Raw genomic sequence first — 13,228 nt, 5'->3', positions numbered from 1 at the left:
CGCCCAAGCGCATTCCAACGAGAGACCTGCAATGAGCGATACGCCCTACATCCAAACCAGCATCACCAACAACGTTGCGCGCATCGAGATCGCGCGGCCAGCCAAGAAGAACGCCATCACGGCCGACATGTACGAGGCCATGAGCGATGCGCTCTGGGACGCCCAGGACAACAAGAGTGTGCGTGCCATCCTGATCGCCGGTCAGCCAGAGATCTTCACCGCCGGCAACGACCTCGAAGACTTCATGATGAAGCCGCCGGCCGGGCTGGACTCGCCCGTGTTCCAGTTCATGAAGGCGCTCAAGGAGGCCGAGAAGCCCGTCGTGGCCGCCGTCAATGGCGCAGCCGTGGGCATCGGCACCACCCTGCTGCTGCACTGCGATCTGGTCTACGCCGCCGACAACGCCAAATTCTCCATGCCCTTCGTGAGCCTGGGTCTGTGCGCCGAATACGCCTCCAGCCTGCTGGTGCCCGGCACCATCGGCCACGTGCGCGCGGCCGAGAAGCTGCTGCTCGGCGAGCCTTTCACCGCCCAGGAAGCCATGGACATGGGCCTCGTCAACCGCGTGCTGCCGCCTGAAGAAGTGCAAGCCTATGCCCAGGGCCGCGCCGAGCGCTTCAACCTGTTGCCGCCAAGCTCCGTGCGCACCACCAAGCGCCTGATGCGCGCTGCGCAGAAGAAGCTGGTGGATGAAACCATCGCCGCCGAGGCCGCCGAATTCGGCAAGCTGCTGCGCAGCGAGGAATTCAAGGAAGCCTCCACGGCCTTCTTCGAGCGCCGCAAGCCGGACTTTTCCCGCTTCGGTTGAGCCCGACCGGGATGTAACGGAAGGTGATTCCGGGGCATCCCGGATGGTCACCTGGCACGGCCGATGCATACAGTGTGTGCACGGCCTGCGCGGTGGAGACAGTCAAAAAGGAGCGCACGAAGCACATCAGGGGGCGGGCCGTGTGACGGAGGCCTGCCATGCTCTATGCCGCTGCACGCACCGCCCTGAAGCCGGTGCTCGTTACTCAAGCCAACTACCTGCGCCGCACCGCCTTGGAGCTGCCGGAGGCCGACGGGCCCCGCGTTGGTGCAGCCGGGCGCGGTCCGCACACACTCAGACTGCTGCTGGCCGGTGATTCCTGCGCTGCGGGCGTGGGCGCCCGCACCCAGGATGAAGCCATCATCGTGCCGCTTGCGGAGCAGCTTGCCCGCCAGACTGGCGGCCGCGTGGAGTGGCAGCTCATCGCCCGCACGGGCAACACCTCCATCCAGACCTACGAGATGCTCGCCGCCGAGGCCCTGCCAGCGCTGGACGTGGCCATCGTCATCACCGGGGTCAATGACATCACCAAGCAGGTGCCCCTGCACCGCGCGCTGCTCTACCGCGAGCGCATCGCCCGGCTGCTGCGCGAACGCACGGGTGCCCGGCAGGTGGTATTCCCCTCACTGCCGCCAATCGACCAGTTTCCCAGCGTGCCGCACCCCCTCGCCTGGTGGGCCGGCCTGATGGCCGAGCGCAACAACCGCGCTCAGGCACGCTGGGCCGAGCGCCGAGCCGATCTGGTCAGCCACTGTTCCATGGATGGCGTGATGGACCCGAAGCTCATGAGCGAGGATGGGTTCCATCCGGGGCCTGCGCTGTATGCGCGGGTGGCGCAGCGCTTGGCAGAACACTTGACGCATTGCATCGAGCAAGTAAGTGCTTGATGCGATCAGGTCACCATGACGCGTTCAAGCTTGGTCGAGAGCATCTCTCGATGTGCGTTGTCAATCTCCACGCCGTCAATCCAAACTCGCTTTAGTGCCGGGAGATCCAACAGCAGCCTAGTCAGAAGCACTTGATCCCAATCGCACAAGCCTTCCAAGTCGCCGACCGAGAGGTACTCCAACTTTGGTAGCTTGGTCAGCAATTGCAGGTCATCGAGTGTGAGCTTGGTCGACCACAGGTCAAGGCTGTGTAGTTGCGGCATCGACGCACACACTGCCGTAAGGCCGCGTCGCGTGATGGCGGTTGCTCCGATGTCAAGCTGGGTCAGCGAACGCTTGCTGCACAAGCACTCAAGCATTGGGTCGTCGAGATTCGTGCCCTCAACATCCAAAGACGCGAGGTTCGGCAGGGCAATCAGCGCGTCTACAACCGCGGGTGTAAGGGTCGCGCTTTGGATACCGAGTTCTTTGATTGTGCTGCATCCCGCCACATCGAGGACGTCCTCCGCCTTTAGATAGTGATTGATCCGAACCTCTTCCAACGCAGTCGCGTGGGAAAAGCCCGAAAGCCGGGCTGAGCCTTCCAAGGAAAGAACGTCAAGTACCCGGAGGCCCGGCAGCATCACGAGTTCTGACAGCGCGTCTCGTGTCGTGTTACACCAAAGCCAGACTTGGTCGACTGCCTTCAGGCGGCGCATCTCTCGCGCGTGGTCAATGCCGACGGTCTGAATACCGGTGATCGAAAGCTTCGGGATCGTCTCGAGCGTTCGAAGTAACTCGATCACTGGGGTGATCGGTTCTTGATCGATTCGGTAGTAGCCCTTCTCGTCTGGTGTTGGCGTGGTCATCTGCAAATATGGGTTCAGCCCCGGGCGACGATCATCTATACACCAACACCGGAATATCCGAGTGCGTCAGCACCTTCTGGGTCTCGCTGCCCAGCAGCATGGCGCCGATGCCGCGGCGGCCGTGGCTGGCCATGACGATGAGGTCGCAGCCGTGCTGCTTGGCGGTGTCGATGATGGCCTGGTAGGTCAGGCCGCTGGCCATGACGGTGCAGGCGCAGGCCACCTGCTCTGCGTCGGCCAGCGCCTTCACGCTGTCCACCGCCTTCTGGGCCTGGGCCTTGAGCACGTCCTGGTAGTCGTTCATGGTGGGCAGGGGGTACTCGGCCATCATGGTGACGGGGACGGGGTCGTAGACGGACACCACATGGACGGTGGCGTCGGATTCCTTGGCGAGCGCCAGGGCCGCGCGGGCGGTGGACAGCGAGCGCTCGGAACCGTCGGTGGGGATCAGGAAACGCTTGAACATGGCGGGCTCCTCCGTCTGTGCGGCCGGGCCGGGATGCAGCCCGCGCCGGTCTGCGATGGGTTCAGCGTAGATCGCGCCGACTGTCCGTGCATTGATCGGCCGCAAGCTGCGGAGATAGCACGAACTTGACTAATTCTGGCCGATATTGATTGAAAAATGTTAATACATCGGCAGAGATCCGCATGAAATTTGAGGAAATCAGCCTTTTCGGTTGAAGCAAAATTCTGTCCGAAAATGATATTTCATTTCAAGCCTGAAGCGGCGGCAGCTGCCGCGGCTTGCGGGACTCATCCGTGGCCACATAGACCAGCTCAGCGTCGGTGACCTTCACGACCTCCGTATCCAGCCGGTTGCGCTCGGCGTATACGTCCACGTGCACCGTGATCGAGGTGTTGCCGGTCTTGACCACCTCGGCATAGAAGCTCAGCAGATCGCCCACGAACACCGGCTGCTTGAAGGTGAAGCTGGTCACGGCGATGGTGGCTACGCGGCCGTTGGCGCGCTTGACGGCCGGCAGGCTGCCGGCAATGTCGACCTGCGCCATGATCCAGCCGCCGAACACGTCGCCGTGAATATTGGCGTCCGAGGGCATGGGCATCACGCGCAGCACGGGCATCTTGCCGGCGGGCAGGGAGGTGTGGTGGTCGGTCATGGCTTGGGTAGGTGCTTTCAGTGTTGGCCTGGGCGTTCTTTGTTCAGCGCGGCGCGCGCCATGTTGTCCACCAGGCCGGGTGCGATGAGCTTCATGAAGCGGCCGAGCTTGCCCTTGGCGGTCATGACGAGCTCGCGCTTGCGGCCGCGCATGGCGGTGGCGATCTGGGCCGCGCATTCTTCCACGCTCATGGCGCCGGCTTCGTCCAGGCCGCTGTAGCCGAGCGCCCCGCCGCGCTCGTTCCAGCCATGCTGGCGGATCTGCGTGGCCACTACGCCGGGGTAGACCATCAGCACATCCACGCCCTCGGGAGCGAGCTCGATGCGCAGGGCATCAAAGAAGCCGGCCATGGCGTGCTTGGTGGCGCAGTAGGTGCTGCGCTCGGGCACGCCCACGAGGCCCGCCAGGCTGCTCACGCCCACCAAGAGGCCGCGCGTCTGCTTGAGCGCAGGCAGCGCGGCATGCGTGCACCACACCGCGCCCATGAAGTTGATGCGCATCAGGTCGTCGTAGATGCGCGTGTCCGGAATGGCGTCAAAGCGCGCCTGCATGGAGATGCCGGCGTTGTTCACCAGCGCGTCGATGGCTCCGAAGCGTTCCGTGCTCTGGGCAATCAGCGCGCGGCAGTCGGCCTCCATGCCCACGTCGCAGCGCACCGTGAGCACCTCTGCGCCGCGTGCGCGGCACTCGGCAGCCACGGCGTCAAGCTTGTCCAGACGGCGTGCGGCCAGGGTAAGGCGGGGCTTCTCGGCGGCGAGCTGCCGCGCCAGTTCTGCGCCGATGCCTTCGGAGGCGCCGGTGATGATGATGTGTTTGCCTTGAAAACTCACGCTCGCCCCCAAGCTCGATTCCTGACCCACCGATAATGCAGGCGATTATGCGCCGCGCTGCCACTCGCTTAGAACCTGCTGCTCCCGCTCAAAACCGCCACCAGTCCGACTGGGCGGTGATCCGCTCGCTCCTGCCCTACCTCATGGCCTACAAGGGCCGGGTGGCGTTTGCGCTGTCCTGCCTGATCGCGGCCAAGTTTGCGAACGTGGGCGTGCCGCTGATCCTGAAGGACATCGTGGACCGGCTTACCCTGCCCGGGGTCTCGATGCTGGTTGCCGTGCCCTTTGCGCTGGTGCTGGCCTACGGCGCCGCGCGGTTGATGACCTCGCTGTTCCAGGAGCTGCGCGAGTTCTTCTTCATCAATGTCACGCAGCGGGCGGTGCGCACACTGGCGCGGCAGTCCTTTGACCACCTGCACAGCCTGTCGCTGCGTTTTCATCTCTCCCGCCGCACAGGGCAGGTCACGCGCGAGATTGACCATGGCGTGCGCGGCGTGTCCACGCTGATCTCCTACACCCTGTATTCGATCTTCCCGCTGTTCATCGAGCTGGGCCTGGTGATCGGCATCCTCGCGCACAAGTTCGGCTGGGTGTTTCCCACGATCGTGGCCGGCAGCCTCACGGCCTACGTGATCTACACCGTGAGCATGACCAACTGGCGCACCAAGATGCGCCGCGAATGGAATGAGCTGGAGACCCGCGCGCAGAGCAAGGCGGTGGATTCGCTGCTGAACTTCGAGACGGTCAAGTACTTCAACAACGAGCGCTTCGAGTCCGAGCGCTATGACGAAACCCTCAAGAAGAGCGAGGCCGCCGCCATCCGCAGCCAGCAATCGCTCAATCTGCTCAATGCGGGGCAGCAGTTCATCATCGCAATCGCGCTCACGCTGATGGTCTGGCAGGCCGTGGTGGGCGTGCAGGCCGGGCGCATGACCGTGGGCGATCTGGTGCTGGTCAATGCCTTCCTGATCCAGCTCTTCATTCCGCTGAACTTTCTGGGCGTGCTGTATCGCGAGATCAAGCAGGCGCTGGCCGATCTGGAGCGCATGTTCAATCTGCTGCATGTGAACCGCGAGGTGAGCGACGCGCCGGACGCTCGGCCGCTCCAGGTCAGCGGCGGCGAGATCGTCTTCGAGCAGGTGGGGTTTGCCTACGACCCGGAGCGCCCAATCCTTCAGGGTGTGGACCTGCGCATCGCACCGGGCACCACCTGCGCCGTGGTAGGTGCCAGCGGTGCGGGCAAGAGTACGTTGGCGCGCCTGCTGTTCCGCTTTTATGACGTGAACCAGGGTGCGCTGCGGATCGACGGCCAGGACATCCGCAGCGTGACCCAGGAGAGCCTGCGCAAGTCGATCGGCATCGTCCCGCAGGACACCGTGCTCTTCAATGACACGATTGCCTACAACATTGCCTACGGCAAACCGGGCGCGACACAGAGCGAGATCGAAGCCGCTGCAGTGGCCGCGCAGATCCACGACTTCATCCAGAGCCTGCCGCAGGGCTATGACACGGTCGTGGGCGAGCGTGGCCTGAAGCTCTCCGGTGGCGAGAAGCAGCGCGTGGCGATTGCCCGCACCCTGCTGAAGAACCCGCCGATCCTGATCTTCGATGAAGCCACCTCGGCGCTCGATTCGCGCACCGAGCAGGCCATCGCCGCCCAGCTCAAGGCGATCTCGGCCGACCGCACCACGCTCGTGATCGCGCATCGCCTGTCGACCATCGTGGATGCTGATCAGATCGTGGTGATGGAGGCGGGTCGGGTGATCGAGCGCGGCCGCTTCGACGAACTGGTGAGTGCAGGCGGCGCCTTTGCCCGCATGTGGGCCCTGCAGAGCGGTGAGGAGCAGGACGACGCGCGCGCCGAGGAGCTTGTTGCATGAAGGGCTCAGCATGAACGGACTGCATCTCATGGCCGAGTTGCATGACTGCCGCTGCGAGTCCACGCTGATGACCGATGCGGCGCAGCTGCGCACCCTGGCCGAAGGCGCCGTGAAGGCAGCCGGCCTGCAGGCCCTGGACGCCATCTTCTACACCTTCCCGCCGCACGAGGGGCAGCCGGGCGGGGTGACGGGCACCGTGCTGTTGGCGGAATCGCATCTGGCTCTGCATACCTGGCCGGAGCTGGCGGCCGTTACGCTCGATGCCTATGTGTGCAACCTGACCGAAGACAACTCCGCCAAGGCCCACGCGCTGATCGATCGGCTTCTGGCGGCTTTTGGGCCCCTTCATACCGAAAAGCGGGCAATTCATCGCGGCGCGCTGACGCAGGCGCAGGACCCGGCGCTATAACGTCGCCATTGCGCGCATCACCTTGCGCACCGGCCGCATTCACGTACAGAAAGGACGCGCCGCCATGTTCGATCTCAAGGGATTCATCAAGAAACAGTTCATTGACATCCTCCAGTGGACGGAGGACAGCAATGGCGTGCTGTCGTGGCGCTTCCCGATGGCCGACATGGAAATCCAGTACGGCGCCAGCCTCACCGTGCGTGAGAGCCAGATGGCCGTGTTCGTGAACGAGGGGAAGGCCGCAGACGCCTTCGCCCCGGGCATGTACAAGCTCACGACGCAGACCATCCCCATCCTCACGTACCTCAAGAACTGGGACAAGCTGTTCGAGAGCCCGTTCAAGAGCGACGTCTACTTCTTCTCCACCCGCCTGCAGCTGGACCGCAAGTGGGGCACGCAACAGCCCGTGACGATCCGCGACAAGGATTTCGGCATGGTGCGCTTGCGCGCCTTCGGCAACTACGCCTTCAAGATTGCCGACCCGAAGAAGTTCCACCAGGAAGTCTCCGGTACGCGTGACGTCTACACCGTCGATGATCTCGACGGTCAGCTGCGCACCATGTTCCTGACCGGCATTGCCGACATGTGCGGCTCCTCGGGCATTCCGTTCCTGGACCTCGCTGCCAATCAGGAAGAGTTCGGCAACCTGCTGAAGGAAAACCTCGTACCCAAGTTCGAGCGCCTGGGTCTGGCGCTGGACCAGGTGCAGGTCGCCTCCATCAGCCTGCCGGAAGAGCTGCAAGCGATTCTGGACAAGCGCATCGGCATGAACATGGTCGGCAATATGGACCAGTTCCTGAAGTACCAAACGGGTACTGCCATCCCCGTGGCTGCCGCCAACCCTGGCGGCGGTATTGCGGGCACGGCGGCGGACATGGGCATCGGCCTGGCCATGGGTCAGATGATGGCTCAGGGGATGGCAGGCGCCATGAATCCGATGAGCGCGCAGAACCAGGCGGCGGCTGCGGCTGCAGCCGGTGGCGCTGCAGCGCCCGCAGCCACAGTGAAGCCGGAAGACGTGATGGCAACCCTCGAGAAGATGCACGACCTCAAGACCAAGGGCATCCTGTCCGAGGAAGAGTTCGCGGCCAAGAAGGCAGAGCTGCTGAAGAAGCTGGTTTGAAGCAGAAGCACGTTTGAAAGTGCTTTCCGCAGTATCCATGCGGATTTCCAGCCGTTTTGGCCTGAAGAACCGCATGAAATCTAGGCCCGCGCTGATGCGCGGGCCTTCGTCCACCTAGAACACTGAATCAGGGACCCCACGGCGTGTATCGCGCAGCCTGCCCCAATTGCGGCGCACCGGTGACCTTCAAGTCTTCGGTCTCGACCTACGCCGTCTGCGAATACTGCTCCTCCACGGTCGTGCGCAAGGACGACCAGCTCGAGCTCATGGGCAAGATGGCCCAGCTGCTCGACGACGCCTCGCCCGTGCAGATCGGCGCCTCCGGCACCTTCCTGCAGCAGAACTTCCAGGTGGTCGGCCGTACCCAGTTCAGCTACGAGGACGGCAGCTGGAACGAGTGGCATGTGCTCTTTGATAACGGCCGCAGCGGCTGGCTCAGTGAGCTCAATGGCCGCTCGACTATGGTCATCGAGCGCGAAGGCGCGGGCGCGAGCCTGCCGCGCTTCATGGAGCTGCGGCCTGGTCAGCAGATCGCGATCGAAGGCAATCGCTACGAAGTCGCCTACCTGACGCAGGCGCAACTCGTGGGCGGGCAGGGCGAGTTGCCCTTCAAGATCGAGCCGGGCACCAAGGTGCCGGTGGTGGATCTGCGCGGCGTCGGCCACAACGTCTTTGCCACGCTGGAGTACCCCAACGCGGTTGAAGAAGCAGACTCGGGCGCACCCAGAGTCTTCATCGGCCGCGACGTGCCCTTTGCCGAGCTCAAGATGAGCGGCCTGCGCGACGTGCGCGTCAAGGAGATCGGCAAGGGCGGAACGCGCACCGTGGACTGCCCCAACTGCGGTGCCGGCATCACCATCCAGCGCGCAGACACCAAGTCGATCACCTGCAGCAGCTGCCACAGCACCGTGGGCGTGGAGCAGGGCGGCGTGGCCCTGCTGGCCAAGTACAGCGGCGCGGAGGTCATCGAACCGCCGCTGCCGATTGGGCAAAAGGGCGCGCTCGATGGTCGCAAGCTGCAGATTGTCGGCTTCCTGCAGCGCTATGTGGTCGAGGACGGCGAGCGCTACTTCTGGGACGAATATGTCGCCCTGGAGGAGAAGACCGGGCAGTACGTCTGGCTGACCTGCGGCGAGGATGGTTGGAAGATCGGCGAGCTCACCGGTACCACACCGGAGCAGCGCTCCGGCGGTGCCGTGGTGTACGAGGGCAAGGGCTACAACCTCGTCGAGAACGGCACGGCGGTCACCGACTACGTGCTGGGCGAATTCAGCTGGCGCGCCAAGCAGGGCGACAAGGCCTGGTACCAGACCTTCCGCATGGGCGACTCCGACATCAGCATGGAGCGCACCGGCAATGAGGTGACGTGGACCAAGCTGACCAAGACCACCGGCGCGGCGCTCTCCAAGGCCTTTGGCGTGAACGTGCCGGAGGCCGGCGGCTCGCATGGCACACCAGCTTTTGGCGCCGTACCGCCCGGCTCGGGCGCGAGTGCCGGCATCGGCTGCGGGATGATCATCCTGATCGCGATTGTTGTGTTGATCATCATCATCCTGCTCAGCCTGCGTCGCGACTGCGACCCGCGCTACGAGAACTGCTCGTCGTCCTCGGGCAGCTCGTATTCACGCGGGTCAAGCGGCGGGTTTGGCGGGGGGCATAAGTGACGTTGGTTGAAGTCAACCGGATGATTGCTGCCATGCGTGTACTGGTCACTCCGATGATCGTCGGCGCGACTCAGATTTATTCCGCCTTCCACTCGGGTCATGTTGCAACTCCGGGAGCACCCAGTTGGATCGCTGTGAATTTTCTGTTCATTGCGGCGTCTTGGCTGGCTCAAGCTTGGGTCGTGTATCGGGTCGCGAGGGCTTTGGAACTGGACAACGCTCGCGTTTGCGCTTTGCTTGCCATTGCAGTCCCTGGGCTTGCCGGACTGCTTCTTAGTTTTCATTTCTCCAGGCGAGCACGAGTCGGCGAGGCTCGCTTGAAAGAGGCTTCGCACGCTTGAACCAGGTGTCTGCTGATTCATCCGCCGACGAGCACGCCACCCGTCAGCGCGGCGTCGCCCTGGCGCTGCTCGCATCGGTCTTCGTTGTCGCCATCTGCGGCCTGGCCTACGAGCTGCTCGCCGCAGCCCTGGCCAGCTACGTGCTCGGCGACTCGATCCTGCAGTTCTCCACAGTTATTGGCACCTATCTGTTTGCCATGGGCATCGGCAGTGCCATGAGCCGGTTTCTGGATCGCGAGATCGAGAATTTCATCCGCATCGAGATCCTGATTGCCGTGTTTGGCGGTGCGGCCACGGCGGGCCTGTCCCTGCTGTTCGCCTTTGCGCCAGACAGCTTCCGGGTGGCGCTGTATCTCACGGTGGCGCTGCTGGGCATTCTCACAGGGCTGGAGATTCCGCTCGTGATGCGGATTCTGTCGGAGCGCCTGTCGCTCAAGGATCTCGTCAGTCATGTGCTGACCTTTGACTACCTGGGTGCGCTGGCGGTGAGCGTGGCCTTTCCGCTGGTGGTGGTGCCGCAGATGGGTCTGATCCGGGGCGCCTTCTTCTTCGGCCTCATCAATGCGCTGGTGGGTGTGGGCTGCGTGTGGCTGTTCCGCAAGGAGCTGCGCAACATCGGTCTGTGGTGGCTGGGTGCATTTGCCGCCACGGCGTTTTGCGCGGCGGGCCTGGTGGGTTCGAACTGGCTGTCCACTCGCACTGAGCAGCTGATGTACGGCAACGACATCATCCATGTCGAGAGCACGCTGTATCAGCGCATCATGATCACGCGCCACCGGGACGACGTGCGCCTGTACCTGAACGGCAACCTGCAGTTCAGCTCGCGCGACGAATACCGCTACCACGAGGCGCTGGTGCATCCGGTCATGAGCGCGCTGCCCGGCGCAAAGCGCGTGCTGGTACTCGGCGGGGGTGATGGCCTGGCGGCACGCGAAATCCTGCGCTACCCGAATGTGGAGCAGATCACCCTGGTGGACCTGGATCCGCGCATGACCGAGCTGTTCCGCGACCATCCCTTCCTGTCCACCCTGAACGATGGCGCACTCAAGAGCCCCAAGGTGCGGGTCATCAATGAGGACGCCTTCGTCTGGCTGGATACCAGCAAGGAGATGTTCGACGCGATCATCATCGACCTGCCGGACCCGTCCAACTTCTCGCTGGGCAAGCTGTACACGGTCACGTTCTACGAGGCGGTGGCGCGGCATCTGTCGCAAAGCGGTTTTGTGGCGGTGCAGGCCACCAGCCCCCTGCATGCGCGCAAGGCGTTCTGGACGATCGTCACCACCCTAGAAGCGGCAGGTCTGGCCACCGCGCCCTATCACGCCCCGGTGCCAAGCTTTGGCGAATGGGGCTTTGTCATCGGCGGCCACCGCCGGTACGCGCCACCGTCCTCCGTGCCGGCGGGCTTGAAGTTCCTCACCGCCGAGCGGGTGCCGGATCTCTTCAACTTCCCGGCTGACATGGATCGCGTGGCGGCCGAGGTCAACCGGCTGGATACGCAGGTGCTGGTGCGCACCTTCGAGGCCGAGTGGCGGCGCGCCGCGCGCTAGGCGCTACACATGCTCTCCGCAGGTTCCATGCGCCTTTCCAGCCATTTCTGCCTGAAGAACCGCATGGAACCTGCGGAAACGCGTCCGGTATCTGCTGCCCTGCAGGCCCATGAAGCGGCGTGAGTTCCTCGCAGCGGGCAGCGCGGGCGCGCTGAGCGCTGCACTGGCCGCCTGTGGCCGCAAGCCGGACGAGATCCCTATCGAGTTCGCCGGCTACGACCCGGCGCGTGCCCATGCGCTGCGCGAGCCTTGGCGCGCGCCGGCCGGCATCACGCCGCGCAAGACCGAGGTGCTGGTGGTGGGTGGCGGTATTGCAGGCCTGTCCGCAGCGTGGTGGCTGGCGCGCGAGGCACGCGCGCAGGTCACCCTGCTGGAGATGGAGCCGACTGTCGGCGGCAACGCGCGCGGGCTGGCCGAGCATCCTGCGCTGTCTGATCCTTGTGCGCTCGGCGCGCACTATCTGCCGTCGCCTTCGCGGCAAGCCACAGAGCTGCGCCTGCTGCTGGCCGATGTGGGCGTGATCCGCGGAGATGCGTTCCGACCTCAGCCGGACTACGACCCCCGCGCCGTGAACTTTGCGCCGCAGGAGCGGCTGTGGATGGATGCGCGCGGCGAGCATGCCGCTGGCTGGCAGGAAGGTCTGCTGCCGCTGGCGGAACCCGCCTCGCGCACCATGGCGCAGTACAAGCAGTTTGCAGCGCTCATCGAAGACCTCATGGCCACCGGCGCTTTCACCATGCCCAGCCGGCTGGACGCCGCGGCGCTGCCGTCCCAGGTTCGCGCGCTGGACGCCAGCAGCTTTTCCGACTGGCTGCTGAGTCGGGGCCTGGACGACGCCGACCTGCACTGGTATGCCGACTACTGCTGCCGTGACGACTACGGCACACGTGCCGCCGAGACCAGCGCCTTTGCCGGCGTGGCCTACTTTGCGGCGCGCCACGGCTTTCATGCCGACCCGCGCGAGGAGGGCCGCGTGGGCGCAGACAACCCCACGCTGACCTGGCCCACAGGCAACGGCGCGGTGGCCGAGAAGATGCGCGAATACATCGCTGCGCGCCAAGCCAGCGCCATCCAGACCGGTTGCCGCGTACGCCGTGTGGCTGAAGTGCGGGGCGGCGTGGAGGTGGACTGCGAGCGCATTGAAGGCGGGCGTACGGCGGCGGTGGAACGCTGGCAGGCGGCGCGCGTGATCATCGCCACGCCGGCACGTACCTTGCCTTTCCTCGTCGAGGCCTGCCCCGCGCCCTGGTTGGCTGCGACCAAGTCCCTGAGCTACGCGCCCTGGCTCACGGTGAATCTGGGCCTGTCCTTCGTGCCCGGCAGCACAGACGGCAGCCCGCTGGCCTGGGACAACGTGTTCAAGGATTCCCTGTCGCTGGGCTATGTGAACGCCGCCCACCAGAGCCTGCACACGCGGCGCACCCGTACTGTTTGGACCTGGTACCGCGCCCTGGCCGAGCAGGCGCCGGGGGTTGCGCGCAAGCGGCTGCTGGACGCGCCGGCGCGTGCCTGGGTCGACGAGGCGGTGGCCGACATCCTGCATGCCCATCCGGCTGCAGGTGCCGCGCTGGAGGGCGCTGTGGTTTCGCGCTTCGGTCACGCCATGGCCCGGCCGGCGCCCGGCGTCATGCTGGGCGATGCGGTGGCCAGCCTGCGCGTGCCCGTGGGCCGCATTGCGCTGGCACACTCGGACCTCGCCGGCTACTCCGTGTTCGAGGAGGCACAGCGCTTCGGCGTCCGCGCCGCGCGCTGGGCCTTGCAGGGCTGAAT

Annotated in this window: 12 protein-coding genes; 8 read left to right on the top strand and 4 right to left on the bottom strand. The window is 64.7% G+C overall.

Annotated features, from left to right (window positions below; translation table 11 throughout):
- Positions 1 to 31: 31 nt before the first annotated feature.
- Together ACMDW7_RS15590 and ACMDW7_RS15585 are read left to right on the top strand one after the other, a co-directional pair.
- Entirely contained in the window at positions 32 to 808 is a 777-nt protein-coding gene (locus ACMDW7_RS15590; RefSeq protein WP_377302810.1) for an enoyl-CoA hydratase, read from the top strand.
- 158 nt (positions 809 to 966) lie between these two features.
- Positions 967 to 1,695 carry an SGNH/GDSL hydrolase family protein gene (locus ACMDW7_RS15585; RefSeq protein ID WP_377302812.1) on the top strand — a complete coding sequence of 243 codons (729 nt, stop codon included), beginning with the start codon at positions 967 to 969 and terminating at the stop codon, positions 1,693 to 1,695.
- A 5-nt stretch (positions 1,696 to 1,700) separates the two neighbouring features.
- Here ACMDW7_RS15585 and ACMDW7_RS15580 read toward each other — a convergent pair whose 3' ends face one another.
- The 4 genes from ACMDW7_RS15580 to ACMDW7_RS15565 form a co-directional block, all read right to left on the bottom strand.
- Positions 1,701 to 2,549, bottom strand: coding sequence for a hypothetical protein (locus ACMDW7_RS15580; RefSeq protein ID WP_414859575.1), 849 nt, complete (start codon positions 2,547 to 2,549; stop codon positions 1,701 to 1,703).
- Between the two features lie 25 nt (positions 2,550 to 2,574).
- Complete coding sequence (locus ACMDW7_RS15575; protein WP_377302816.1) at positions 2,575 to 3,009, bottom strand: universal stress protein; 435 nt, start codon at positions 3,007 to 3,009, stop codon at positions 2,575 to 2,577.
- 247 nt (positions 3,010 to 3,256) lie between these two features.
- Complete coding sequence (locus tag ACMDW7_RS15570) at positions 3,257 to 3,661, bottom strand: acyl-CoA thioesterase (RefSeq protein ID WP_377302818.1); 405 nt, start codon at positions 3,659 to 3,661, stop codon at positions 3,257 to 3,259.
- A gap of 17 nt (positions 3,662 to 3,678) precedes the next feature.
- On the bottom strand, positions 3,679 to 4,491 hold the full coding sequence (locus ACMDW7_RS15565; protein ID WP_377302820.1) for an SDR family oxidoreductase: 813 nt from the start codon (positions 4,489 to 4,491) through the stop codon (positions 3,679 to 3,681).
- 47 nt (positions 4,492 to 4,538) lie between these two features.
- Between ACMDW7_RS15565 and ACMDW7_RS15560 the strand changes: the two genes are divergently transcribed.
- The 6 genes from ACMDW7_RS15560 (at position 4,539) to ACMDW7_RS15535 (ending at position 13,226) form a co-directional block, all read left to right on the top strand.
- Positions 4,539 to 6,371: an ABCB family ABC transporter ATP-binding protein/permease gene (locus ACMDW7_RS15560; RefSeq protein ID WP_377302822.1), complete on the top strand. Its 1,833-nt coding sequence runs from the start codon at positions 4,539 to 4,541 to the stop codon at positions 6,369 to 6,371.
- Positions 6,372 to 6,381: 10 nt separating this feature from the next.
- Entirely contained in the window at positions 6,382 to 6,780 is a 399-nt protein-coding gene (speD, locus tag ACMDW7_RS15555) for an adenosylmethionine decarboxylase (RefSeq protein ID WP_377302824.1), read from the top strand.
- Positions 6,781 to 6,844: 64 nt separating this feature from the next.
- A complete protein-coding gene (locus tag ACMDW7_RS15550; RefSeq protein WP_377302826.1) occupies positions 6,845 to 7,903 on the top strand; it encodes an SPFH domain-containing protein in 1,059 nt (352 codons plus the stop codon).
- A gap of 143 nt (positions 7,904 to 8,046) precedes the next feature.
- A complete protein-coding gene (locus ACMDW7_RS15545; RefSeq protein WP_414859574.1) occupies positions 8,047 to 9,567 on the top strand; it encodes a DUF4178 domain-containing protein in 1,521 nt (506 codons plus the stop codon).
- A 346-nt stretch (positions 9,568 to 9,913) separates the two neighbouring features.
- Positions 9,914 to 11,458, top strand: coding sequence for a polyamine aminopropyltransferase (locus ACMDW7_RS15540; protein WP_377304232.1), 1,545 nt, complete (start codon positions 9,914 to 9,916; stop codon positions 11,456 to 11,458).
- Between the two features lie 109 nt (positions 11,459 to 11,567).
- Positions 11,568 to 13,226, top strand: a complete 1,659-nt coding sequence (locus tag ACMDW7_RS15535; protein WP_377302830.1) for an FAD-dependent oxidoreductase — start codon at positions 11,568 to 11,570, stop codon at positions 13,224 to 13,226.
- Positions 13,227 to 13,228 lie beyond the last annotated feature (2 nt).

This window comes from Piscinibacterium candidicorallinum, assembly GCF_047549485.1.
Taxonomy (GTDB): domain Bacteria; phylum Pseudomonadota; class Gammaproteobacteria; order Burkholderiales; family Burkholderiaceae_C; genus Piscinibacterium; species Piscinibacterium candidicorallinum.
Note: the sequence above shows the minus strand (reverse complement) of the source record. Positions and strands in the feature narration are given on the sequence as shown.